The sequence below is a fragment of the Pseudomonas sp. GW822-FHT04H02 genome (assembly GCF_058800645.1).
In genome coordinates this window covers 937457-960461 of record NZ_JBXAMM010000002.1, presented here as the reverse complement: position 1 = coordinate 960461, position 23005 = coordinate 937457, and the positions used below count along the sequence as shown (strand labels likewise).

At 64.1% G+C, this 23005-nt stretch carries 20 protein-coding genes; 9 read left to right on the top strand and 11 right to left on the bottom strand.

The annotated features are described in order from the left end of the window. Nucleotides 1–203 precede the first annotated feature (203 nt). A complete protein-coding gene (locus AC1RMG_RS11205) occupies nucleotides 204–479 on the top strand; it encodes a hypothetical protein (protein WP_011059888.1) in 276 nt (91 codons plus the stop codon). A gap of 61 nt (nucleotides 480–540) precedes the next feature. Here the strand turns inward: AC1RMG_RS11205 and AC1RMG_RS11200 are convergent, their stop codons facing one another. Beyond that, a complete protein-coding gene (locus AC1RMG_RS11200; RefSeq protein WP_011059887.1) occupies nucleotides 541–1881 on the bottom strand; it encodes a DEAD/DEAH box helicase in 1341 nt (446 codons plus the stop codon). 193 nt (nucleotides 1882–2074) lie between these two features. On the opposite strand from AC1RMG_RS11200, the gene AC1RMG_RS11195 reads away from it, so the two are divergent. Beyond that, a complete protein-coding gene (locus AC1RMG_RS11195) occupies nucleotides 2075–3373 on the top strand; it encodes a mechanosensitive ion channel family protein (RefSeq protein ID WP_011059886.1) in 1299 nt (432 codons plus the stop codon). An 89-nt stretch (nucleotides 3374–3462) separates the two neighbouring features. Here the strand turns inward: AC1RMG_RS11195 and AC1RMG_RS11190 are convergent, their stop codons facing one another. From AC1RMG_RS11190 to AC1RMG_RS11180, 3 genes are all read right to left on the bottom strand, one after another. After that, a complete protein-coding gene (locus tag AC1RMG_RS11190; protein ID WP_011059885.1) occupies nucleotides 3463–4326 on the bottom strand; it encodes a carboxylate/amino acid/amine transporter in 864 nt (287 codons plus the stop codon). Nucleotides 4327–4585: 259 nt separating this feature from the next. After that, nucleotides 4586–5185, bottom strand: a complete 600-nt coding sequence (locus tag AC1RMG_RS11185; RefSeq protein ID WP_011059884.1) for an FMN-dependent NADH-azoreductase — start codon at nucleotides 5183–5185, stop codon at nucleotides 4586–4588. A 158-nt stretch (nucleotides 5186–5343) separates the two neighbouring features. Beyond that, nucleotides 5344–5658, bottom strand: a complete 315-nt coding sequence (locus AC1RMG_RS11180; RefSeq protein WP_011059883.1) for a hypothetical protein — start codon at nucleotides 5656–5658, stop codon at nucleotides 5344–5346. A gap of 49 nt (nucleotides 5659–5707) precedes the next feature. On the opposite strand from AC1RMG_RS11180, the gene AC1RMG_RS11175 reads away from it, so the two are divergent. The 5 genes from AC1RMG_RS11175 (at nucleotide 5708) to aqpZ (ending at nucleotide 10858) form a co-directional block, all read left to right on the top strand. Next, nucleotides 5708–6631, top strand: coding sequence for a PA3225 family LysR-type transcriptional regulator (locus AC1RMG_RS11175; protein ID WP_011059882.1), 924 nt, complete (start codon nucleotides 5708–5710; stop codon nucleotides 6629–6631). Nucleotides 6632–6661: 30 nt separating this feature from the next. After that, nucleotides 6662–7465 carry an alpha/beta fold hydrolase gene (locus tag AC1RMG_RS11170; RefSeq protein ID WP_011059881.1) on the top strand — a complete coding sequence of 268 codons (804 nt, stop codon included), beginning with the start codon at nucleotides 6662–6664 and terminating at the stop codon, nucleotides 7463–7465. 3 nt (nucleotides 7466–7468) lie between these two features. Further along, a complete protein-coding gene (locus tag AC1RMG_RS11165; protein ID WP_011059880.1) occupies nucleotides 7469–8032 on the top strand; it encodes a peptidylprolyl isomerase A in 564 nt (187 codons plus the stop codon). Between the two features lie 90 nt (nucleotides 8033–8122). Then, nucleotides 8123–9955, top strand: coding sequence for an ABC transporter ATP-binding protein (locus AC1RMG_RS11160; protein WP_015634574.1), 1833 nt, complete (start codon nucleotides 8123–8125; stop codon nucleotides 9953–9955). A gap of 204 nt (nucleotides 9956–10159) precedes the next feature. Then, a complete protein-coding gene (gene aqpZ / locus AC1RMG_RS11155) occupies nucleotides 10160–10858 on the top strand; it encodes an aquaporin Z (RefSeq protein WP_011059878.1) in 699 nt (232 codons plus the stop codon). A 16-nt stretch (nucleotides 10859–10874) separates the two neighbouring features. Here aqpZ and AC1RMG_RS11150 read toward each other — a convergent pair whose 3' ends face one another. Both AC1RMG_RS11150 and AC1RMG_RS11145 read right to left on the bottom strand, forming a co-directional pair. Next, the gene (locus AC1RMG_RS11150) at nucleotides 10875–11999 is read right to left on the bottom strand and encodes a GNAT family N-acetyltransferase (protein WP_011059877.1); all 1125 of its coding nucleotides are present in this window, start codon (nucleotides 11997–11999) and stop codon (nucleotides 10875–10877) included. Nucleotides 12000–12074: 75 nt separating this feature from the next. Further along, complete coding sequence (locus AC1RMG_RS11145; RefSeq protein ID WP_368994412.1) at nucleotides 12075–12980, bottom strand: LysR family transcriptional regulator; 906 nt, start codon at nucleotides 12978–12980, stop codon at nucleotides 12075–12077. A gap of 84 nt (nucleotides 12981–13064) precedes the next feature. Between AC1RMG_RS11145 and AC1RMG_RS11140 the strand changes: the two genes are divergently transcribed. Both AC1RMG_RS11140 and AC1RMG_RS11135 read left to right on the top strand, forming a co-directional pair. Beyond that, on the top strand, nucleotides 13065–14432 hold the full coding sequence (locus AC1RMG_RS11140; RefSeq protein ID WP_011059875.1) for an MFS transporter: 1368 nt from the start codon (nucleotides 13065–13067) through the stop codon (nucleotides 14430–14432). Beyond that, complete coding sequence (locus AC1RMG_RS11135; protein WP_026019998.1) at nucleotides 14413–14814, top strand: nuclear transport factor 2 family protein; 402 nt, start codon at nucleotides 14413–14415, stop codon at nucleotides 14812–14814. The genes AC1RMG_RS11140 and AC1RMG_RS11135 overlap by 20 nt, the downstream gene beginning before the upstream one ends. A 103-nt stretch (nucleotides 14815–14917) precedes the next feature. Here AC1RMG_RS11135 and AC1RMG_RS11130 read toward each other — a convergent pair whose 3' ends face one another. From AC1RMG_RS11130 to hrpA, 5 genes are all read right to left on the bottom strand, one after another. Beyond that, the gene (locus tag AC1RMG_RS11130) at nucleotides 14918–16252 is read right to left on the bottom strand and encodes an OprO/OprP family phosphate-selective porin (RefSeq protein WP_011059873.1); all 1335 of its coding nucleotides are present in this window, start codon (nucleotides 16250–16252) and stop codon (nucleotides 14918–14920) included. Between the two features lie 425 nt (nucleotides 16253–16677). Beyond that, nucleotides 16678–16911, bottom strand: a complete 234-nt coding sequence (locus tag AC1RMG_RS11125; protein WP_011059872.1) for an anti-sigma factor family protein — start codon at nucleotides 16909–16911, stop codon at nucleotides 16678–16680. Further along, nucleotides 16905–17519: an RNA polymerase sigma factor gene (locus AC1RMG_RS11120; protein ID WP_011059871.1), complete on the bottom strand. Its 615-nt coding sequence runs from the start codon at nucleotides 17517–17519 to the stop codon at nucleotides 16905–16907. Before AC1RMG_RS11120 ends, AC1RMG_RS11125 begins: the two co-directional genes overlap by 7 nt. A 77-nt stretch (nucleotides 17520–17596) precedes the next feature. Then, a complete protein-coding gene (locus AC1RMG_RS11115; protein WP_019093329.1) occupies nucleotides 17597–18718 on the bottom strand; it encodes a beta-ketoacyl-ACP synthase III in 1122 nt (373 codons plus the stop codon). A 274-nt stretch (nucleotides 18719–18992) separates the two neighbouring features. Further along, nucleotides 18993–22904, bottom strand: a complete 3912-nt coding sequence (gene hrpA, locus AC1RMG_RS11110; RefSeq protein ID WP_015634569.1) for an ATP-dependent RNA helicase HrpA — start codon at nucleotides 22902–22904, stop codon at nucleotides 18993–18995. Between the last annotated feature and the right edge of the window lie 101 nt (nucleotides 22905–23005).

The window sequence follows — 23005 nt, the reverse complement described above, 5'->3', positions numbered from 1 at the left end:
GCGGGGCACGCGCCCTGCTACAAGGCCGGATGCTAGAGCTATCGGCGACGCCGGCAAATCAGATCCATCTGAATTGCCGAGTAAGAATTCCTGATCAGGCACGGCAATCAAAGCCGCCGCCACCGGCTCAACCCAACTGAACTTTCCCTGCCTCCGCTGCCTCAACCGGATGACTGCCCGTTCCGAATCACGAGGCCTACGCCATGAAGAACCTGAGCATTCTTACCCTCGCCAGCAGCCTGCTGTTCGCCCTGCCCACCTGGGCCTGCACCCCGGACGAAGCCACCGCCAAGCGCGAACAGCTGGCCCAGGAAGTCAGCAAGATCACCGAGCAGAACCCGGCCAAGGCCAAGGAGATCAACGCCGAACTGCAGAAGATGGACCTGAGCACCTCCAGCAAGGACCTGCCGGACAATTGCCAGTTGATCGACCAGCGGCTCAAGGAACTGGCCACTGCCGAGAAAAAGGCCGAGAGCTGACACCCGCAAAGCAAAAAGCCCGGACCAGGTCCGGGCTTTTCATCTGCATCAGGCGCCAGGCTTATTCAGCGGCGGGGGCCTGTGGCTTGCGGCGCTTGAGCGGCGCCAGGCCATCCTGGCTGACCAGGCTGTCGCTCTTGGGCCGGTTGGCGGTCTTGCGCTTGGTCGGGGCCTTGGCCACGGCCTTTTTCTTGTCGCCCTTGGCGTCGGTCTTTTTCTTCTTCACGCCCACCGCCTTGCCGGAGGCCTTGACCTTCTTCGGCCCGCTGTAGGTGCCTTTGACTTCCTTGATGGTGCGGCGCTCGAAGCTCTGCTTGAGGTAGCGCTCGATGCTCGACATCAGGTTCCAGTCGCCGTGGCAGATCAGCGAGATGGCCAGGCCATCGTTGCCGGCACGGCCGGTGCGGCCGATGCGGTGCACGTATTCGTCGCCGCTGCGCGGCATGTCGAAGTTGATCACCAGGTCCAGGCCGTCAACGTCCAGGCCGCGGGCAGCGACGTCAGTGGCCACGAGGATCTTCACCCCGCCCTGCTTCAGGCGGTCGATGGCCAGCTTGCGGTCCTTCTGGTCCTTTTCACCGTGCAGGACGAAAGCCTTGTAGTCCTGGGCCACCAGGCGGCCGTAGATGCGGTCGGCCATGGCCCGGGTGTTGGTGAAGACGATGGCCTTCTGGTAGGTCTCGTTGGCCAGCAGCCAGTTGACGATCTGTTCTTTGTGCTGGTTGTGGTCGGCGGTGATGATCTGCTGACGGGTGGTTTCGTTCAGCTGGCTGACGCTGTTGAGTTGCAGGTGCTCAGGGTTGTTGAGGACCTTGGCGACCATTTCCCGCAGGCCGGAGCCGCCAGTGGTGGCGGAGAACAGCATGGTCTGCTGGCGGTTCGGGCATTCGTCCACCAGGCGCTGTACGTCTTCGGCAAAGCCCATGTCGAGCATGCGGTCGGCTTCGTCGAGCACCAGCACTTCGACTTCCTTCAAGTCCAGGTTGCCGGCGTTGAGTTGCTCCAGCATGCGCCCCGGAGTGCCGATGAGGATGTCCGGCACCTTGCGCAGCATGGCAGCCTGGACCTTGAAGTCTTCACCACCGGTGATCAGGCCCGACTTGATGAAGGTGAACTGGGAGAAACGCTCGACTTCCTTGAGGGTCTGCTGGGCCAGTTCCCGAGTCGGCAGCAGGATCAGGGTCTTGATGCTGACGCGGATCTTCGCCGGGCCGATCAGGCGATTGAGGATCGGCAGGACAAAAGCCGCGGTCTTGCCGCTACCGGTCTGTGCCGTCACCCGCAGGTCACGCCCTTGCAGCGCGAGCGGAATAGCCGCTGCTTGCACCGGCGTCGGCTCGACAAATTTAAGCTCGGCCACGGCTTTGAGCAGGCGTTCGTGCAGGGCGAATTGGGAAAACACGGGTGCTACCTCGAAGATATGCAAAAAAACAGCTGCATAGGGTACCGGTTTCGAGCGCGAAGGCCGAGTTTCTTTGTGCAAACGGTGGCAAAGAGTTGGTTTTTTGTTAACCGATTTGTCCTTAACCGTAACTTTCCCAGGGTTAAATGCTCTAATCCCCCTCCTGTGCCTTATAGAAGAATCGTTTTAGCCCATGGATTTCAAACAGCTCTGGCTCAATACCCAGGATCTCTGGGGAGCACTCGACCAACACCCTCTCCTGCACGCCGGCATCGGCCTGGCCCTGTTACTGGTGGTCGCCCTGCTGGTCGGACGAGTGGCACGCTACCTGGTGCTACACGCGGTCAAGCTGCTGGGCCGCCAGCCGGCCCTGCACTGGCTCAACGACCTGCGCCACAACAAGGTATTCCACCGCCTGGCACAGATGACTCCATCCCTGGTGATCCAGTTCGGCCTGCACCTGGTACCGGAGCTGAGCAAGACCAGCCTGCTGTTCCTCGGCAACCTGGCCATGGCCTTCACCATCCTGTTCCAGCTCCTGGCCCTGAGCGCCCTGCTCAATGCCCTGCTGGACATCTACGCGCGCACCGAACACGCCCGCACCCGCTCGATCAAGGGCTATGTGCAGTTGGCGAAAATGGTGTTGTACGTGTTTGGCGCGATCATCATCGTCGCCACCCTGATCGACCGCTCGCCGCTGTTGCTGCTGTCGGGCCTGGGCGCCATGTCGGCGGTGATCCTGTTGGTCTACAAGGACACCCTGCTGTCCTTCGTGGCCAGCGTACAGTTGACCAGCAACGACATGCTGCGGGTCGGCGACTGGATCGAAATGCCCCAGGTCGGCGCTGACGGCGACGTGGTGGACATCACCCTGCACACGGTCAAGGTGCAGAACTTCGACAAGACCATTGTCTCGATCCCCACCTGGCGGTTGATGAGCGAATCGTTCAAGAACTGGCGCGGCATGCAGCAGTCCGGCGGCCGGCGGATCAAGCGCAGCCTGTACATCGACGCCAGCGGCGTGCGCTTCCTGCATGACGATGAAGAAGTGCGCCTGAGCAAGGTGCGCCTGCTCACCGACTACATCGGGCGCAAGCAGTCCGAGCTCAAAAGCTGGAACGAAGCCCAGGGCAACGTCGCCGCGCTGTCGGCCAACCGCCGGCGCATGACCAATATCGGCACCTTTCGCGCCTATGCCCTGGCGTACCTGAAGAGCCACCCGGAAATCCAGCCGAACATGACCTGCATGGTGCGCCAGATGCAAACCACGGCCCAGGGCATTCCCCTGGAGATCTACTGCTTCACCCGCACCACCGCGTGGGTGGATTACGAGCGCATCCAGGGGGATATCTTCGATTACCTGCTGGCGGTGATGCCGGAATTCGGCCTGAACCTGTACCAGCAGCCCAGCGGCACCGACCTGCGGGCCGGCCTGCTGCCTGCGGTGCTGGGTGCCAGCCATGTGCCGACAGTAGAGAAGCAGGCTCTGTAACCTGGTAGGAGCTGGCTTGCCAGCGAAGGCGTTGGCCGGCCAGACGCAACGCTTGCGGGCCCTTTCGCCGGCAAGCCGGCTCCTACAGGTTAGGGCGTCAGGCGCGGCGCCGCGCCCCGGCGGCTGATCCACACCGCCCCCAGAATCACCAACCCGCCCAGCAACAGCCGCCCCAGGTCTTCGTGCTGGTTCCAGATCAGCAGGTTGATCAACAGCCCCACCGGCACATGCAGGTTGTTCATCACCGCCAGGGTGGCGCCGGTCACCAGGCACGCGCCCTTGTTCCACCAGTACATGCCCAGGGCCGTGGACACCAGGCCGAGGAACAGCAGCACCGCCCATTGCAGCGGCGCGTCGGGCAGGTAGTGGGCCTTGCCGAACAGCAGGAACGCCGGCAACACCACCAGCAGCGCCCCCAGGTAGAAGTAGCCGAAGCGCCGGTAGTGCGGCTCGTCGCTGGGGTAGCGCGCCACCAGGTGCTTGTACAGCACTTGCCCGGCGGCATAGGTGAAGTTGGCCAGTTGCAGCAGCAAGAACCCCATGAAGAAGTCCGGGTTGACGCTGTCGTAGCGGATCACCACCGCGCCTGCCACCGCCACCAGCGCCGCCAGCAGGCCCCAGGGGTTGAAGCGCCGGTTCAGGGCGTCTTCGATCAGGGTCACATGCAACGGCGTGAGGATGGTGAACAGCAGTACTTCCGGCACCGTCAGCACGCGAAAGCTCAGGTACAGGCACACGTAGGTGATGCCGAACTGCAGCGCACCGATCAGCAGCATGCCGCGCATGAAGGCCGGGGCCACCCGGCGCCAGCGGGTCAGTGGAATGAACACCAGCCCCGCCAGCAGCACCCGCACCAGCACCGCGAAGTAACTGTCGACATGCCCGGCCAGGTATTCGCCGATCAGGCTGAAGGAAAACGCTTGGATCAGCGTGACAAAAAGTAGATAGCCCATGTTCGCCTCGTCTTGAATGGCGGCGACGATAGCGGTTTTGCCCCCTCAGATGAAATCCCGGGCAAAAAAAAGCCCGATCTCGCTAGGCGTGCAATCGGGCGTCGGTACTGAAGGAGCAACCAGTACAAAGGGAGGTTCGATGCGCGAACCGGCTTGAAGGGGGATGCGCAGGCGCTACTTGAACACCGGTGGATTATCTGCGGATTAACGGCGCCGCCCTGCCCTTCGCTGAGCGGCGCCTGGGCTCAAGAATCGCGGCTCAGGCCACCTGGGCCAGCTTGGCATTGGCCTGGTTCAGGCCCTTCTCGTGGAAATCGCCCCCCAGGTTCAGGCCTTCGGCGTGGATGAACTCCACATCGTGGATGCCGATAAAGCCCATCACCTGGCGCAGGTAGGGTTCCTGGTGGTCCGCGGTGCTGCCGGCGTAGATACCGCCGCGGGCAGTGAGCACGTAGGCACGCTTGCCGGTGAGCAGGCCCTGGGGCCCGGTGTCGGTGTACTTGAAGGTCACCCCGGCGCGCAGTACGTGGTCGAGCCAGGCCTTGAGGGTGCTGGGAATGGCGAAATTGTACATCGGCGCGGCCATGACCAGGACGTCGGCGGCCAGCAATTCCTCGGTCAATTCATTGGAGCGTTGCAGGGAGTCCTGCTCGGCGGCGCTGCGCTGCTCGGCGGGTTTCATCCAGCCCCCCAGCAGGTTGGCATCCAGGTGCGGCACGGGGTTGCGGGCCAGGTCGCGTACCGTGATCGAATCACCCGGGTGGGCGGCTTGCCATTGCTGGATAAAGGTCTGGGTCAACTGGCGGGATACGGAATCCTGCTGGCGGGCACTGCTTTCAATGATCAGGACGCGGGACATGGCACAAATCTCCATCGGGGTATGCGTAAGTCGATGGAGCGCAGATTAAACAGAGTGATATCGATGAAAAAGCGCAAATAACTGCTATAACCAATCAACAAATTCGTTTATAAGCGGAGCCAGCCCTGCAGCAACCGGCCGGGCCGGGCCCACTTCGATCATTTGGCCTGGCAGGTCAGGTCCAGGCGCAGCTTGATGATCTTGCGATTGAACTTGGCGGTAACGTTCTTGCTCTGCCCTGCGGCGACTTCCACCTTGCGGGTGCGCGGCGCTTCGGGGCCATTGCGAAACACCACCGAGCACAGCGCATCGCTCTTGCCGTAGTTGTTCAACTGGATGGAGCCGATGTCTTCATCGGTGTCATAGGCCGTGTAATCGATGCTCTGGCCGTTGAGCTGCTTCTCGACTTCGATGGGATAGGCCCAGGCGCTCAAGGGCAACAGAGCCAGCAACACACAACAGAATTTTCTCATTCGGCAGTCTCCAGTAAGGAGCGCCAGCTTAGGACAAGAGGAGCCCCTCATGAAAGCGCCCCGCGTGACCCTGGATCAATGGCGCACCCTGCAGGCGGTGGTCGACCACGGCGGTTTCGCCCAGGCCGCCGAAGCGCTGCACCGGTCCCAGTCCTCGGTCAGCTACACCGTGGCCCGCATGCAGGACCAGCTCGGCGTGCCGCTGCTGCGCATCGACGGCCGCAAGGCAGTGCTCACCGAAGCCGGCGGCGTGTTGCTGCGCCGCTCCCGGCAACTGGTCAAGCAGGCCAGCCAGCTGGAAGACCTGGCCCACCATATGGAACAGGGCTGGGAAGCCGAAGTGCGGCTGGTGGTGGACGCCGCCTACCCCAACGCGCGCCTGGTACGCGCCCTGACCGCCTTCATGCCGCAAAGCCGTGGCTGCCGCGTGCGCCTGCGCGAGGAAGTGCTGTCCGGGGTCGAGGAAGTGCTGCTCGAAGGGGTGGCCGACCTGGCCATCAGCGGCTTCAACATTCCCGGCTACCTGGGTACCGAGATGAGCTCGGTGGAGTTCGTCGCCGTGGCCCACCCGGAACACGCCCTGCACCGCCTGCAGCGGGAACTGCATTTCCAGGACCTGGAAAGCCAGTTGCAAGTGGTGATCCGCGACTCCGGCCGCCAGCAACCGCGAGATGTCGGCTGGCTCGGCGCCGAACAGCGCTGGACCGTGGGCAGCCTGGCCACCGCCGCGACCTTCGTCGGCAGCGGCCTGGGCTTTGCCTGGCTGCCCCGGCACCTGATCGAGCGCGAGCTGCGCGAAGGCCTGCTCAAGGTCCTGCCCCTGGACCAGGGCGGCAGCCGCCACCCGACCTTCTACCTTTACTCCAACAAGGACAAACCCCTGGGCCCGGCGACGCAGATCCTCGTGGAGCTGCTGCGCACCTTCGACACCGCGCCCCTGGATGCGCCCTTTGCCGCCCCCGAGCAAGCCTGACGCCCCACCCACCAGAACAGGAGTTCTGCCATGGCCTATTTCGAGCATGAAGGTTGCACCCTGCACTACGAGGAATACGGCCGGGGCGAACCCCTGCTGCTGGTCCATGGCCTGGGCTCCAGCGCCCTGGACTGGGAAAAACAGATCCCCGCGCTCTCGGCCCGCTATCGGCTGATCGTCCCGGACATCCGCGGCCACGGGCGCTCCGACAAGCCCCGGGAGCGCTACAGCATCAAAGGCTTCACCGCCGACATCGTGGCGCTGATCGAGCACCTGAACCTGGGCCCGGCCCACTACGTCGGGCTGTCCATGGGCGGCATGATCGGCTTCCAGCTGGGGGTGGACCAGCCGCAGTTGCTCAAGAGCCTGTGCATCGTCAACAGCGGCCCCGAGGTCAAGCTGCGCAGCGCCAACGACTACTGGCAGTGGTTCAAGCGCTGGAGCCTGGCCCGGGTGCTGAGCCCGAGCGCCATCGGCAAGGCCCTGGGCCCGCGGCTGTTTCCCAAGCCGGAGCAGGGCGAGCTGCGGCAGAAGATGGCCGAGCGCTGGGCAAAAAACGACAAACGTGCTTATCTCGCCAGCTTCGACGCCATCGTCGGTTGGGGGGTTCAGGAACGTCTGTCACGAATCACCTGTCCAACCCTGGTCGTCAGCGCCGACCGCGACTACACCCCGGTGGCGCTCAAGGAGGCTTATGTCAAACTGCTGCCGGACGCGCGGCTGGTGGTGATCGAGGACTCCCGACACGCCACGCCGCTGGACCAGCCGCAGCGCTTCAACCAAACCCTGCTGGACTTCATGACCACAGTCGACACCACCACCCAGGATCACTGACCCATGCTGAAAAAAATCGCCCTCGTCGCCGGCTCCGTACTCTTCGCGGCCAACCTGATGGCCGCGCAACCGGCCAAGGCGCCCCACGTCCTGCTGGACACCAGCTTCGGCAAGATCGAAGTGGAACTGGACCCGGTCAAGGCACCGATCTCCAGCAAGAACTTCCTCGACTACGTCGACAGCGGCTTCTACACCAACACCATCTTCCACCGGGTGATCCCGGGGTTCATGGTCCAGGGCGGTGGCTTCACCGCGCAGATGGTGCAGAAAGACACCCGCGACCCGATCAAGAACGAAGCCTCCAACGGCCTGCATAACGTGCGTGGCACCCTGTCCATGGCCCGTACCTCGAACCCCAACTCGGCCACCAGCCAGTTCTTCATCAACGTCGCCGACAACGCCTTCCTCGACCCGGGCCGCGATGCCGGCTACGCCGTATTCGCCAAGGTGGTGAGCGGCATGGACGTGGTGGACCAGATCGTCAACTCCCAGACCACCACCAAGCAGGGCATGCAGAACGTGCCGATCGACCCGGTACTGATCAAGTCGGCCAAGCGTATCGACTGATACTTCGCAGCCTGTCCCGACGGCGGCGCCCTACCCGGCGCCCCGTCCGTTTTCTGCACAGGAGAGCCCGTACCCCGGGCTTCAGACCCCATGCTCTTTCGTCGTTTTGAACAACTGATCGACATCTTCCGCGACGCTCCCAGCGCCACCCCGCCCAACCGGGTCCTGCCCTTCTACTTCCACTACATCAAGCAAGTCTGGCCGAGCTTCGTCGCCCTGCTGGTGGTGGGCCTGTTCGTGGCCCTGATCGAGGTGTCGCTGTTCAGCTACCTGAGCACCATCATCGACCTGGCCCAGGGCACCCCCAGCGTCCAGGTGTTCACCGACCACGGCCTGGAACTGGCCTGGATGGCGGTGGTGGCGCTGCTGTTCCGGCCCCTGATGGTGGGCCTGCACGACCTCCTGATGCACCAGACCATCAACCCTGGCATGACCAGCCTGATCCGCTGGCAGAACCACAGCTACGTGCTGCGCCAGAGCCTGAACTTCTTCCAGAACGACTTCGCCGGGCGCATCGCCCAGCGCATCATGCAGACCGGCTATTCGCTGCAGGACTCCTCGGTGCAGGTGATCGATGCCCTGTGGCACGTGACCATCTACGCCATCGGTTCCCTGGTGCTGTTCGCCGACGCCGACTGGCGCCTGATGATCCCGCTGCTGCTGTGGATCGCCGGCTTCATCGGTGCCATGCGCTACTTCGTGCCACGCATCCAGAAGCGCTCGGTGGACGCCTCCGACGCCCGCTCCAAGCTGATGGGGCGAATCGTCGACGGCTACACCAACATCACCACCCTCAAGCTCTTCGCCCACACCCACTTCGAGCAGAGCTACGCCCGCGAGGCGATCGCCGAGCAGACCGAAAAGAGCCAGCTGGCCGGGCGCGTGGTCACCGCCATGGACGTGACCATCACCAGCCTCAACGGCCTGCTGATCGCCGGCACCACCGGCCTGGCCCTGTGGCTGTGGAGCCAGTCGCTGATCAGCGCCGGGGCCATTGCCCTGGCCACCGGGCTGGTGATCCGCATCGTCAACATGTCCGGCTGGATCATGTGGGTGATCAACGGCATCTTTGAAAACATCGGCATGGTCGAGGACGGCCTGAAGACCATCGCCCAGCCCCTGCAACTCACCGACCGCGAGCAGGCACCGAAGCTGGCGGTGGCCCAGGGCGGCGTGCGTTTCGAACATGTGGAGTTCCACTACGGCAAGGCCAACCGGGTCATCAGCGACCTCAACCTGGAGATCCGCCCGGGGGAGAAGATCGGCCTGATCGGCCCGTCCGGGGCCGGCAAATCAACCCTGGTCAACCTGCTGCTGCGCCTCTACGACCTGCAGGGCGGCAAGATCCTCATCGACGGCCAGGACATCGCCGGGGTAACCCAGGAAAGCCTGCGCGAACGCATCGGCATGATCACCCAGGACACCTCGCTGCTGCACCGCTCGATCCGCGACAACCTGCTCTACGGCCGCCCCGACGCCACCGACGAGGAACTCTGGGAAGCAGTGCGCAAGGCTCGTGCCGACGAGTTCATCCCGTTGTTGTCCGACGCCCAGGGCCGCACCGGCTTCGACGCCCATGTCGGCGAGCGCGGGGTCAAGTTGTCCGGCGGCCAGCGCCAGCGCATCGCCATTGCCCGGGTGCTGCTCAAGGATGCGCCGATCCTGATCATGGACGAAGCCACCTCGGCCCTGGACTCGGAAGTGGAAGCGGCGATCCAGGAAAGCCTGGAGACCCTGATGCAAGGCAAGACCGTGATCGCCATCGCCCACCGCCTCTCGACCATCGCCCGCATGGACCGCCTGGTGGTCCTGGAACAGGGGCGCATCGCCGAGACCGGTACCCACGCCGAACTGCTGGCCCACGGCGGCCTGTATGCGCGCCTGTGGCAGCACCAGACCGGAGGCTTCGTCGGCATCGACTGAGCCTCTGTAGCCGCTACAGAAAGTTGCCGCACAATGCGCCAGAGCCCCCGGTTTCAGGGGGCCCTGGCGTTTTTCATGGGCGAGTGGAATTGCGCCGAAAGCCTGCTGTACTCAGCCTAGGTTCCGGAGCGGAACCTGTAGTTAACCTGCGGGATGCATAACAGTTGTATCGCGTTGATAGGTTGACCTATCAAGGACTCTCTCATGTCTTTGTTCAAACGTTCTGTCACCGAATTGCTCGGTACGTTCTGGCTGGTCCTGGGCGGTTGCGGCAGCGCCGTGCTGGCGGCGGCCTTTCCCAACGTCGGTATCGGCCTGCTCGGGGTCGCCCTGGCCTTCGGCCTGACGGTGCTGACCATGGCCTTCGCCATCGGCCATATCTCCGGTTGCCACTTGAACCCCGCGGTGTCCGTCGGGCTGGTGGTGGGTGGACGCTTTCCGGCCAGGGAACTGCCGGCCTATATCGTCGCGCAGGTGATCGGCGGAGTGATCGCCGCGGCGCTGCTGTACTTCATCGCCAGCGGCAAGCCGGGGTTCGAACTGGCCTCGGGGCTGGCGTCCAACGGCTATGGCGCACACTCCCCCGGCGGCTATTCCATGGCCGCGGGTTTTGTCTGTGAGTTGGTGATGACCTTGATGTTCGTGGTGATCATCCTCGGCGCCACCGACAAACGCGCCCCGGCGGGGCTGGCGCCCATCGCCATCGGCCTGGCCCTGACCCTGATCCACCTGATCTCGATCCCGGTCACCAACACCTCGGTCAACCCGGCCCGCAGCACCGGACCGGCGCTGATCGTCGGCGGCTGGGCGTTGCAGCAGCTGTGGATGTTCTGGCTGGCGCCGATCCTTGGCGCAGTGATCGGCGGCGTGGTCTATCGCTGGCTGGGCAAGGAAGACGGCTGAGCAACGCCGGCGAGGGTTACGCCTGCCGATAGGGCAAGGCGTCCCTCGCCTCTTGCGCATAGGCGCGGATTCCGGCCTGTTCCTGTTGCAGGAAATCCTTCACCGCAGCCTTCAGCCCGGGATGGCGCAGGTAGTGCCAGGAGCGGGTGAGCACCGGTTCGAAGCCGCGAATCAGCTTGTGCTCGCCCTGGGCGCCGGCGTCGAAGCGCTGCAGCCCCTGGGCAATGGCGTACTCCATGCCCTGGTAGAAACAGGTCTCGAAATGCAGGCGGTCGAACTCCGCCAGGCACCCCCAGTAGCGCCCATAGAAACTGTCGCCGCCCACCAGGCTGAAGGCCATGGCCACCGGGCGCCCGCCCTGCTTGGCCAGGACCACGCGGATCGCTTCGGGCATACGCTCGGCCAGCAGGCTGAAAAATGCTCGGGTCAGGTAGGGTGACTGGCGCCGCACTGCGTAAGTGTTGGCGTAGCAGGCATAGACGAAATCCCACTGCGCCTGGTCCAGTTCATGGCCTTCGAGCCACTGGAAATCAATGCCCTGCCCCGCCACCTGCTCGCGCTCCTTGCGCATCTGCTTGCGCTTGCGCGAGCTCAGGGCATCGAGGAAATCCTGAAAGTCCCGGTAGCCACGGTTCTGCCAGTGAAACTGGCAGCCCAGGCGCTGCAGCCAGCCCGGTTGCTGCTCCAGGGCCGCGTCGCTGAAATCGTCGGTGAAGTTGATATGGGCACTGGAAAGCCCTTCGATCTCCAGGTAGCCGGGCAGGCTTTTCAGCAGTTCGAGCGCATCTGCCTGGGTCGCTGCCAGCACCCGGGCGCCGCTCACCGGGCTGAACGGCACCGCCGTCAGCAGCTTGGGGTAGTAGTCGATTCCGGCCCGGTCGCAGGCATCCGCCCAGCCATGATCGAACACGTATTCGCCGTAGGAATGCCATTTGCGATAGCTGGGCAGCGCCGCCAGCAGCCGACCGTCTTCGACATGCAGCAGGTGCTCGGCCTGCCAGCCAGAGCGCGGGCCAAGGCTGCCGCTGTCTTCCAGGGCACTGAGAAAGGCGTGGCGCACAAAGGGTTGCCCGTCCTTGAGCAGGCCATCCCATTGCGCAGGATCGACGGCGGACAGGCTGTTCAAGGATTGCAGCGGCATCGGGGTCCCCGGAATTCAGATCGAACAACCCGGGGAGTATCCTCCATCCCCGGGTTCACCGAAACCGCCGCAGCGCTAGCGCCCCAGGTGCTCCGCCAGAAAGTCGATGAACACCCGGGACTTGCGCGGCAGGTGCGCACTGTTGGGAAACAGCACATGCACCGGCTGCGTGGCCAGCCGGTACTCGGGCAATACCCGCACCAGCCGCCCGTTGCCCAGGTCATCGAGGACCATCCACTCCGGCAGCACCGCCAGCCCCAGGCCGGCCAGGGCCATGGCGCGAATCGCCGTCGCCGAGTTGGACTCGTGCCCGGGGCTGACCTTGACCTCCACCTCGCCACGGCGCAGATGGCTGAAGGTCCAGCCCGGCGGCCCGCCCAGGTTGCTGTTGCCAATCCAGGGCCAGGCATCGAGCTCTTCAGGCTGCGTCACCTGCCGGTCCTTGAGCAGCGCCGGGCTGGCCACCAGGACAATGGCGTAGTCCGCCAGCTGGCGCCCCTTGAACCCCGAGTCCGCCAGGTGCCCGAGGCGGATCACCAGGTCGAGCTTTTCCGCCACCAGATCATTCAACGACGAGTTGAAGTGATAACTCAGGCGCACCTCGGGATAACGCGCGGTGAACAACGGCAGGATCGGCAACACGAACGTCTCGGCATACTCCGCCGTGGAGCTGATGCGCAACTTGCCACTGACCCGGTCGCGCCCGTGCAGCACATTGTCGAAGGCGGTGTCGATATTGGCGACAATCCCCTTGAACTCGTCGTAGAGGGCCTGGCCGGTCTCGGTCAGTGTCACCTGCCGCGTGGTGCGGATCAGCAAGGTGCTCGCCAGCGCTTGCTCCAGAGCCTTTATGTGCAGGCTGGCCATCGCCTTGCTGATGCCCAGGTACTGCGCGGCGCGGGTGTATGAACCGAAGTCCACCACCGCAAGAAAGGTCTGTACCCGGTGCAGTTGGCCGTGAAAATTTTCGCTCACTGTCAAATCTCATTAAACAATGCGTCAAGTATAGGCACCTCGACACCCTGTCCCCAAGCTCCCTAAGCTGCGCGCCAAAAGGGAGACGGCATGACTTACAGATACAAAGTGGCGGTGGTATTCCTTCTCGGATTCTTCATCGACTGCGTCAACATTTTCATGTCGGCGGTGGCCCTGCCCACTATCGCCGCCCAACTGCAAGTGTCCAGCGCCGCCGTGGCCTGGGTCGCCAATGCCTACATCCTCGGCCTGACCCTGGTGATCGCCATCAGCACCTGGCTCGCGGCGCGTTTCGGCAACCGCCAGGTGCTCTGCGCCTCGATGCTGCTGTTCAGCGTTGCCGGGCTGATGTGCGGGCTGGCCGACAGCTTCATGCCACTGGTGTTCTGGCGGCTGGTCCAGGGCATGGCCGGCGGCCTGCTGATTCCCCTGGGGCAGGCACTGACCTTCAACCTGTTCCAGGGCACGCAACGGGCGCGGATCTCCACCCTGGTGATGGCCGTGGCGCTACTGGCGCCAGCGCTGTCGCCCACGGTGGGTGGCGCCATTGTCGACCACAGTTCCTGGCGCTGGGTGTTCTTCGCCAGCCTGCCGCTGTCGCTGCTGGCGGCGTTGTTGTCCTGGTGCTGGATCAACGCCGAGCGCTCGGCGCCACCGCCGCGCCCGGACCTGCGCGGCCTGCTGCTGGTGACTGCGAGCCTGGGCTGCCTGTTGCTCGGCATGTCGCTGTACGGCAGCGGCTACCCGGCCCATCAGGCCGCACCGGGCCTGGTTGCCGGCCTGCTATTGGCCGAGTGCTACCGGCGTCACTGTCGGGCCTGCGCCCGGCCCATCGTCGAACTGCGGCTGCTGAAAAATCCGCGCCTGGGCCTGTCGGTGGCTATCTATCACGCGATCCCCGGGCTCTTCACCGGGGTCAATCTGCTGAGCCTGTTCTTCCTTCAGGAGAGCCTGCACCTGAGCGCCCAGCACAGCGGCATGTTCATGCTGCTGTATGCCGCCGGCGCACTGCTGGCGATGCTCGCCTGCGGACGTTTGTACAATCGCCTGGGCGCCGCACGGCTGTTCGCCATCGCCCTGGTGCTGCACAGCGCCGGCATCGCCAGCCTGTACGGGGTCGATTCGCTGGCCGATCTGCCCCTGATCAGCCTGGCCTACCTGCTGATGGGCCTGGGCGGCGGCGCCGGTGCCAATACCGCGCAGACCACCGCCCTGCTGGACTTCGACGGCGCCGATACGCACAAGGCCAGCGTGATCTGGAACATCAACCGGCAGATGGCCTTCAGCCTCGGCGCGGCCTTGCTGTTGATGCTCTACAACCTGCTGCTGGGTTATCGGGGCGTCACCGGCGCCTACCACCTGAGCCTTTTGCTGGCCGCCGCAGCCGGCCTGCTACCCCTGTTGACCCTGAACCGACTCCCACCACCCGAGGCCTCCCATGCCCAACTCGATCGCTAGACAGGCGCAATACAGCGTGCACTGGATTCACCAACTGATTCACAGCGTCTTCACCAACCAGCGCGGGGATGCCGAGGCCTGCATCGATCCCTTGCTGGGGCTGTTCGCCGAAGACTTCCAGATGGTCACCACCGGCGGCGCCATGGTCGGTCGCGAGCAGGTGGAACAGCTGTTTCGCGAAGGCCTGGGCCAACGCCCCGGTCTGGAAATCAGCATCAGCCAGGTGCGCTGTGTGTGGCAGGAAGGCCAGAGCGCGGCGATCCACTACAAGGAAACCCACCGCCTGGGCCAGGTCGAAAGCGCGCGCCTGTCCCTGGCGATCATTCGCGTGCAGGGCGATGCGGCGCAGTGGCTGTACCTGCACGAAACCGCCTGCCCTTGAGAGGCGCCCGTTCAGCGGGCAAAAAAAACCCCGCCGGGGCGGGGTTAAAACGAGAGGAGCTATAACGGATGAGAAAGAGCTCTACCTGGGTGTTGCAACAGCCTTAGAACACGTACTGCACACGGGCTACGAGGGCATCGCCGCTGTCATCGCCAACGTTGTTGGTGATCTTGTCGGTGTTGACCTTGATGTAGTTGGCGGAAATCTTGATCGCCTCGTTGGCGTACCAGTTGACCCCGATGGTGTTCATGGTGGCCTTGGCATCGCCGACGTCACGGGTGGCGGTGGCGGCTACGACGTTCTTGTCATCGACCTTGATGTTGTCGTAGCGGTAGAACACTTCCCAGGCACCGTACTGCTTGTTCTCGGGCTTGATGGTGTCGAACTTGGCGCCGTCGAGTTTGTACACCCGGGCCTCGCCGGTCAGGGTATAGGCCAGTTGGCCGTAGAAACCGGTGGCCTTGACGTCCTTGTAGGCGTTGCTGTCGGCCTGCAGCTTGCGGGTCAGGTATTCCGCCTGGGCCGAGAACGGGCCGGTGGCGAAGGCGAATTCACCGCCGAACACCCGGTCATTGTCATAGGCGCCAACGGCCGTCTGGCTCGACGCGTTGAGGCCGGCGCCGCCGCCGAAGGTGGCACGGTTGCCGTTGGTGCCGGCATCGTTGCCGCCGTTGGTGGCGATACCACGCACGCCCAGGCGTGGGCGGATCCGCGAGTCGAAAGCGGTGTCGCTCACATCACGGCTGGCAAAGTCCAGACCGAAGTGCAGGACGTTGCCGGTCTCGTGCATCGGGGCGAACACGGCACGGGCGTTGAACTGCTTGACGCTGTCGCCGTCCTTGTCGTTGATGTCCTTGGCCGCCACGCTGCCGGACAGGTAGGCCATGTCGGCGACCACCGAGCTGGCCTGCAGGCCCATGCCGTTCTCGTGGGAGTTGACCCAGTCGGCCAGCTCGTAGGCGGCGTTACGCTCCATGGCGGTAACCCACTTGGAACTGGTGGCCTTCTCCAGGCCGAAGTCTTCGTCGAAGCGGCCGGCGCGCAGGGTCACCGGCTTGAAGCCGACGTAGGAGATGGACGCCTCGTCGAAGTAACCGTCATCGGCGGTGCCCGAGTTGTGGGAGAAGTCGTAGTTGATCTGGTATTTCCAATCCTTGTAGGCGGTACCGCCCAATTCCAGATAGGCGCGGCGGAAGTACGCGCCGTCGCCGCTGTCACCATTCTTGGTGTAGAACCCGTCGAAACGGCCATAGTCGGCTTGCAGACGACCGCCCAGCTTGAAGCTGAACGCGGAGTCGGTGGTAGCAACCTCAAGGCCGCCCTTGGTTTTGACTACGATATCGGCGCCGTCGGTGGTGACGGTGCCAGCGAAAGCCTGGGCGGTTACTGCCAGGGCCAGGGCGCTGGCGGCAAAACCGGCGAAGTGCTTACGGATCATCGAAGAGTTCCCCTAATTGGTGGTCTGTAGCGTTGGAAAACACGCGGGGTTGGCCCGCTGGTGTTGGGTGGGAATCTTGGCGAGGGGTTATTTCAGCCGGGTTGCTGATAGATAAATATTTGATTACAGGGGAACTTTTTTACTTCGAAATGAAATAAGGCAAAAAGCCTGTACTAGAGCCTTTGCCCTGGGTTTTGCGGGGGAATAGGGGGACACAAGAACACTGTCACCTTTGATCGGATGACAGTTTCATGTGGCGTCTGTAGCCGTCGAGCCCCGGCGAGGCGGCGAACGGCTCCGTAGGAGACGCCGCGATCCTGAGGGCGCTGGAGGTTCGACGGGAGACCGTCAAGCAAGGCCCTGCGGGCCTTTTCGCAGCCTCGCCGGGGCTCGACAGCGGCTACCGAGCCATGGGGGAAGCAGGATCAGCGGTGGTTCTGGCGCTCGGCGGCCAGACGCTCGGCCAGTTCGTCGAGACCTTCCAGGGGCGGCTCCGGAAGCACCCGCAAGGTGGCCTGGAGCAGGCGCATCTGGCGAATGAAACGCCGGCAGTTGGGGCAGAACAACAGATGATGGCGCACCATCAAGCGCTCGCGAAAGCTCAACTGGCCATCGAGATAATCGCTGGATCGTGCCACTTGTTCCTTGCAGGTCAGCATTGGCCGGTTTCCTCAAAATGCTCCACGGTGGCGAAGACCTTCAGACGCGCCCGGTGCAGCAGTACCCGGACATTGGAGAGCGTGAGCCCCAAAAGGTTACAGATCTCTTCCAGCTCCAGGCCCTGGCGTTCGCGCAACAGCAGGACACTGCTCTGCAACTCCGACAGGCTGAGCAGGGTGTGCTCCAGGCAGTCACGCAGTTCGGACTCGGTCAGCAGGGCTTCCGGGGTGTCTTCGTGCCAGGCGAAAGGCGCCACCAGCCAGTGACCATCGCTGGAGGAGAAACGCTCATCACCCACGGTGCCATGGGGCGCCGGCAGATCGTCGAGCAACACTTCCCGGCGGTTCTGCTTGTAGCGGCTCTTGGCCGCGTTGGCGGTGATGGTCAGCAGCCAGGTCTTGAGGCTGGAACGCCCCTGGAAACCCGCCAGGTTGCGCACCACCGACAGCCAGGCGTCCTGTACCACTTCGTCGGCGTGGCGGTTGCCGACAATGGCGTAGGCCACGGCGCGCATGGCGCTCTGGTAGGTGCCGACCAGTTCCTTGTAAGCCTTTTGTTCGCCCGCCAACAGGCGCTCTAGCAGTTGCGTGTCATCAGCAGCGGCCATTCGTGCCTCGTTCAATCATGCAGGTTTGAGGGGGTGTGACGCGCCAATCCCGCCCGACGCCACACCCCAACCCTGGATCAACGCTTGCGCAGCAACACGCTACCGATCGAATAACCGGCGCCAAAGGAGCTGAGCACGGCCAGGGAACCGCTGGCCAGGTCGTCCTGGTACTTGTGGAAGGCAATCACCGAACCCGCCGAACTGGTGTTGGCGTAAGTGTCGAGAATCACCGGCGCTTCTTCCACCGAGGCTTCGCGGCCCAGGAGCTTCTTGACGATCAGGTGGTTCATGCTGAGGTTGGCCTGGTGCAGCCAGAAGCGCTTCACGTCGCTGACGTTGAGCTGGTTTTCTTCCAGGTGCGCAGCGATCAGCTCGGCCACCATCGGACATACATCGCGAAATACCTTGCGGCCTTCCTGGACGAACAGCTTGTCGCGGGCACCGATACCCTCTTCCGCGGCGCGGTTGAGGAAGCCGAAGTTGTTGCGGATGTTATTGGAGAACTGGGTCAGCAGCTTGGTGCTGACGATGTCGAACTGGTGCTCGGAGGTGGCCAGGTCGGCTCGCTCGATGACCACCGCGGTGGCGGCGTCGCCGAAGATGAAGTGGCTGTCGCGGTCACGGAAGTTCAGGTGCCCGGTGCAGACTTCAGGGTTGACCATCAGGATCGCCCGGGCCTGGCCCAGTTGCACGCTGTTGCAGGCCGCCTGGATGCCGAAGGTCGCCGAGGAGCAGGCCACGTTCATGTCGAAGCCAAAACCCTGGATGCCCAGTGCGGCCTGGACTTCGATGGCGATGGCCGGGTAGGCGCGCTGCAGGTTGGAGCAGGCGACGATCACCCCGTCGATGTCGGCGGCAGTCTTGCCGGCCCGCTGCAGGGCTTGCTCGGCGGCGGCCACGGCCATCTGGCAGAGTACCGACCATTCGTCGTTGGAGCGTTCCGGCAGGCGTGGAGCCATGCGCTGCGGGTCGAGGATGCCGTCCTTGTCCATGACGAAGCGGCTCTTGATGCCCGAGGCCTTTTCGATGAAGGCGGCGTTGGATTCGGTCAGGGCCTGCACTTCGCCGCGCTCGATGGCGGCAGCGTTGTCACTGTTGAACTGGTGGACGTAGGTATTGAACGATTCCACCAGCTCTTCGTTGGAGATGCTGTTGGCCGGGGTAAACAGGCCGGTGCCGCTGATGACGACGTTGTGCACGGTCGTTCCTCTAATGTGTTGAGGCAGAAGGTATTGGCACTCACGTACCAAACCGTAAAGGGACGACTCCCGCCAAGGGAGCCGTTTCTGGCATCGCTTTATTCCGATCCGCCCAGGCTGCCTGCGATGCAGAAAGCCGGGGCCGGCATTTATGACGGCGGAGTTTGCCATAACCTCCGCCATTTCGCCGCAACTGCAAGATCGACGGAGTCAACCCTATGCCGCCCCTGGCGGCGCTTTCGCTGGCACGCCAGCGCCTGCGAAGGGCTTTAGATCAGGCGTCGACCAGGCTCCACTGCTTGCTCAGGCGCTTGTCGGAAATCGGCACCTTGGTCCCCAACTGCTGGGCGAACAGGGACACCCGGTACTCCTCCAGCCACCAGCGGTACAGCTCCAGCTGCGGGTCGCGCTTGCCTTCCTGGGCATGCTTCTGGGCCCGGGTCTGGTACTGGCTCCACAGGCCCGAGAGCTCGCTGCTCCAGACCCGGTCCTTCTGCACCTGGCTGCCGAGTTTCTCGAAGCGCAGTTCCACGGCCTTGAGGTAACGCGGCAGTTCCTTGAGCCACAGGGCCGGGGTTTCCCGGACAAAGCCCGGGTACACCAGGTTCGCCAGCTGGGCCTTGATGTCGTTGAGGGCCACGGCCTGGGCCAGGTCGATCTTGCCCTTGAAGCGCTTTTGCAGGCCGTGCCAGAGCTTGAGGATCTCCAGGGTCAGGCGTGCCAGGCGCTCGGCGTGCTCGGTCCAGGCACCACGCTTGCGCTCGGCCAGGGAGGCCAGGCCCGCGCCATCCCGAGGCAGCACGGCCTCGCCTTCAAGAATGCAACTGTCGAGGCTGGCCAGGAGAATGTCCTCCACCAGCGCATCGACCCGGCCCAGTTCGCGGTACAGCAGGCCCAGCTCGGTAAGGCCCGGCAACTTGCCCCGCAGGAACTTGGCCGGCTCGGCCAGTTGCTGCAACAGCAGGCGCTGCAAGGCCCGGCGATGCTGGAACTCGGCTTCGGCAGCGGTGGAGAAGCGCCCTTCCTTGACCGTACCCGCCTCCTCCACCAGGGCCGGGTACACCGTCATCGACAGCCCGGCGATCTTCTGCTGGGTCTTTTCCGCCACCGCGGCAAATACCTTGGCTTGCACCGGTTGCTGGCTCTTGGCAGTCTGCGGCACCGCCAGGGCAGCCTGGCTGGCTTCGGCGAAACGCGCGGTCAGTTCGGCCAGGTCGCGGCCTTCGCCGAGGAACTTGCCCTGGGCGTCGACGATTTCCAGGTTCATCCGCAGGTGGCTTTCCACCTGTTGTTCGGCTTCGCTCCAGGCCTCGTCGCTGACCCGGGCACCGGTCATGCGCAGCAGCTCGCGGCCCAGGGCCTGGGGCAAGGAGCCCTCGGCGAAGACCATGCGCTGCAGGGCGGCCTTGACGAAGTCCGGCACCGGCACGAAGTTCTTGCGCAGGGCCTTGGGCAGGTTGCGCACCAGGGCGATGCACTTGGCCTCGATCAGCCCCGGCACCAGCCATTCCAGGCGTTCGGCGGGCAGTGCCGGCAGTAGCGGCGCCGGCACCCGCAGGGTTACGCCGTCCCGGGGATGGTTGGGTTCGAAGTGGTAACTCAGGGCCAGTTCCAGGTCGCCGATATGCAGGGTGTCCGGGTACTGCTTCGCGGTGACCTCGCTGGCCTCGCGGGCCAGCACGTCTTCCTCGCGCATGATCAACAACTGCGGGTTCTTCTGGCTGTGCACCCGGTACCAGCTGTCGAAGGTCGCGGTCTGGTGGATCTCCGCTGGCAGGCGTGCGTCGTAGAAGGCGAACAGGGTTTCCTCGTCGGCCAGGATGTCGCGGCGCCGGGCCTTGGCTTCCAGGGCATCGAGCTGTTCCAGCAGTTGGGTGTTGGCGCTCAGGCACTTGGCCTTGGACTGGATTTCGCCACGCACCAGGGCCTCGCGGATGAACAGCTCGCGGGACACCACCGGGTCCACCGGGCCGTAATGCACTGGCCGGCGGCCGACCACGATCAGGCCGAACAGGGTGATCTGCTCGTAGGCCACTACCTGGCCGCGCTTCTTCTCCCAATGGGGCTCGAAGTGGTTCTTCTTCACCAGATGGCCGGCCAGGGGCTCGATCCAGTCCGGCTCGATCTTGGCCACCATGCGCGCATAGAGCTTGGTGGTTTCCACCAGCTCGGCGGTCATCAGCCATTGCGGGCGCTTCTTGCCCAGGCCCGAGGACGGGTGGATCCAGAAGCGCCGCTGGCGGGCCCCCAGGTAGTCGCCGTCTTCGGTCTTCTGGCCGATCTGGCTGAGCAGGCCTACCAGCACCGCCTTGTGCAGTTTCGGGTAGTCCGCCGGCTCCTTGTTCAGGCTCAGTTGCAGGTCGCGGCAGATCAGGCTCAATTGCCGGTGCGAATCACGCCACTCGCGCAGGCGCAGGTAGTTCAGGAAATTCTTGCGGCACCAGTTGCGCAGCGGGCTGGCGGTGAGGGCCTGGCGCTGTTCTTCGAAGCCGCGCCACAGGTTGACCAGCCCGGCGAAGTCCGAATCCACGTCCTTCCACTGAGCGTGGGCCTGGTCGGCGGCCTGCTGGCGCTCCGGCGGACGCTCGCGGGGGTCCTGGATCGACATGGCGCTGGCGACGATCAGCACTTCCTGGAGGCTGCCGAGCTTGGCCGCTTCCAGCAGCATGCGGCCCATGCGCGGATCCACCGGCAGGCGCGCCAGTTGCCGGCCCAGTGGTGTCAGCTGGCTGTTGCGGTCGACTGCCGAGAGTTCCTGCAGCAGGTTGAAACCGTCGCTGATGGCCTTGCCATCCGGCGGCTCGATAAACGGGAAGGCAGTGATTTCCCCCAGGCGCAGGTGCAGCATCTGCAGGATCACCGCCGCCAGGTTGGTACGCAGGATCTCCGGGTCGGTGAATTCCGGCCGGCCGAGGAAATCTTCCTCGCTGTACAGGCGTACGCAGATCCCCGGTTCGACCCGGCCGCAACGGCCCTTGCGCTGGTTGGCGCTGGCCTGGGAAATCGCCTCGATGGGCAGGCGCTGGACCTTGGCCCGGTAGCTGTAGCGGCTGATGCGCGCAGTGCCGCTGTCGATCACGTAGCGGATGCCCGGCACGGTCAGCGAGGTTTCGGCGACGTTGGTGGCCAGCACCACGCGGCGGCCCGGGTGGGACTGGAAGATGCGCTGCTGTTCGGCCGGCGACAGGCGCGCGTACAGCGGCAGGATCTCGGTGTGCTTGAGCTGGGCCTTGCGCAGCATCTCCGCGGCGTCGCGGATCTCCCGCTCGCCGGGCAGGAACACCAGCACGTCCCCGGGGCTGCGCCTTTCACTGCGTTCATGGGCGGCGATTTCATCCAGGGTGGCGAGGATCGCCTGGTCCACCGTGAGGTCGTCCTCGACCCGGTTGCCCTCCTCGTCCTGTTCCAGGGTCAACGGGCGATACCAGGTTTCCACCGGGAAGGTGCGGCCGGAGACCTCGACGATCGGCGCGTTATCGAAGTGCTTGGAGAAGCGCTCAAGGTCGATGGTCGCCGAGGTGATGATGACCTTCAGGTCCGGGCGCCGCGGCAGCAGGGTCTTGAGGTAGCCGAGGAGGAAGTCGATATTCAGGCTGCGCTCGTGGGCCTCGTCGACGATGATCGTGTCGTAGCGTTCCAGGTAGCGATCGTTCTGGGTTTCCGCCAGCAGGATGCCGTCGGTCATCAGCTTGATCAGGGTGCTGGAATCGCTCTGGTCCTCGAAGCGCACCTGGTAGCCCACCAGCGAGCCCAGGGGCGTGGCCAGCTCTTCGGCGACCCGGCTGGCCACGCTGCGGGCGGCAATCCGCCGGGGCTGGGTATGGCCGATCAGGCCATGCTGGCCACGACCGATTTCCAGGCAGATTTTCGGCAACTGGGTGGTCTTGCCCGAGCCGGTCTCGCCGGCAATGATCAGCACCTGATGCTTGAGCAGCGCCTCCTTGATCTCGTCGCGCTTGGCGGCAATCGGCAGGCTGTCGTCATAGCGGATCTGCGGCACGCTCTGGCGCCGCGCCGTCACCAGGTTGCAGGAAGCCTGCATGCGCTCCAGCCACTGGGCGAGCTTGGCCTCGTCGGGCTTCTTGCGCAGTTCGAGCAACTGCCGGCGCAACCGGTGACGGTCGCCGAGCATGGCTTGATCGAGGTTTTTCAGCAGTTGGTCGATTGCAGGCGATTCGTCAGTCATCAGGTACGCAAGGGTCGTCTATTTAGGCAGGGCGCGATTGTCGCAGAAAAGTCCATGCAATACGTAGGAGCCGGCTTGTCGGCGAAGGGGCCAGTGAGGGC

Excerpts from the sequence above, each read along its gene's own strand:
- AC1RMG_RS11205 (WP_011059888.1), top strand. The coding sequence starts at position 204 with ATGAAGAACCTGAGCATTCTTACCCTCGCCAGCAGCCTGCTGTTCGCC.
- AC1RMG_RS11195 (WP_011059886.1), top strand. The coding sequence starts at position 2,075 with ATGGATTTCAAACAGCTCTGGCTCAATACCCAGGATCTCTGGGGAGCA.
- AC1RMG_RS11190 (WP_011059885.1), bottom strand. The coding sequence starts at position 4,326 with ATGGGCTATCTACTTTTTGTCACGCTGATCCAAGCGTTTTCCTTCAGC.
- AC1RMG_RS11185 (WP_011059884.1), bottom strand. The coding sequence starts at position 5,185 with ATGTCCCGCGTCCTGATCATTGAAAGCAGTGCCCGCCAGCAGGATTCC.
- AC1RMG_RS11180 (WP_011059883.1), bottom strand. The coding sequence starts at position 5,658 with ATGAGAAAATTCTGTTGTGTGTTGCTGGCTCTGTTGCCCTTGAGCGCC.
- AC1RMG_RS11175 (WP_011059882.1), top strand. The coding sequence starts at position 5,708 with ATGAAAGCGCCCCGCGTGACCCTGGATCAATGGCGCACCCTGCAGGCG.
- AC1RMG_RS11170 (WP_011059881.1), top strand. The coding sequence starts at position 6,662 with ATGGCCTATTTCGAGCATGAAGGTTGCACCCTGCACTACGAGGAATAC.
- AC1RMG_RS11165 (WP_011059880.1), top strand. The coding sequence starts at position 7,469 with ATGCTGAAAAAAATCGCCCTCGTCGCCGGCTCCGTACTCTTCGCGGCC.
- AC1RMG_RS11160 (WP_015634574.1), top strand. The coding sequence starts at position 8,123 with ATGCTCTTTCGTCGTTTTGAACAACTGATCGACATCTTCCGCGACGCT.
- aqpZ (WP_011059878.1), top strand. The coding sequence starts at position 10,160 with ATGTCTTTGTTCAAACGTTCTGTCACCGAATTGCTCGGTACGTTCTGG.
- AC1RMG_RS11150 (WP_011059877.1), bottom strand. The coding sequence starts at position 11,999 with ATGCCGCTGCAATCCTTGAACAGCCTGTCCGCCGTCGATCCTGCGCAA.
- AC1RMG_RS11140 (WP_011059875.1), top strand. The coding sequence starts at position 13,065 with ATGACTTACAGATACAAAGTGGCGGTGGTATTCCTTCTCGGATTCTTC.
- AC1RMG_RS11135 (WP_026019998.1), top strand. The coding sequence starts at position 14,413 with ATGCCCAACTCGATCGCTAGACAGGCGCAATACAGCGTGCACTGGATT.
- AC1RMG_RS11130 (WP_011059873.1), bottom strand. The coding sequence starts at position 16,252 with ATGATCCGTAAGCACTTCGCCGGTTTTGCCGCCAGCGCCCTGGCCCTG.
- AC1RMG_RS11125 (WP_011059872.1), bottom strand. The coding sequence starts at position 16,911 with ATGCTGACCTGCAAGGAACAAGTGGCACGATCCAGCGATTATCTCGAT.
- AC1RMG_RS11120 (WP_011059871.1), bottom strand. The coding sequence starts at position 17,519 with ATGGCCGCTGCTGATGACACGCAACTGCTAGAGCGCCTGTTGGCGGGC.
- hrpA (WP_015634569.1), bottom strand. The coding sequence starts at position 22,904 with ATGACTGACGAATCGCCTGCAATCGACCAACTGCTGAAAAACCTCGAT.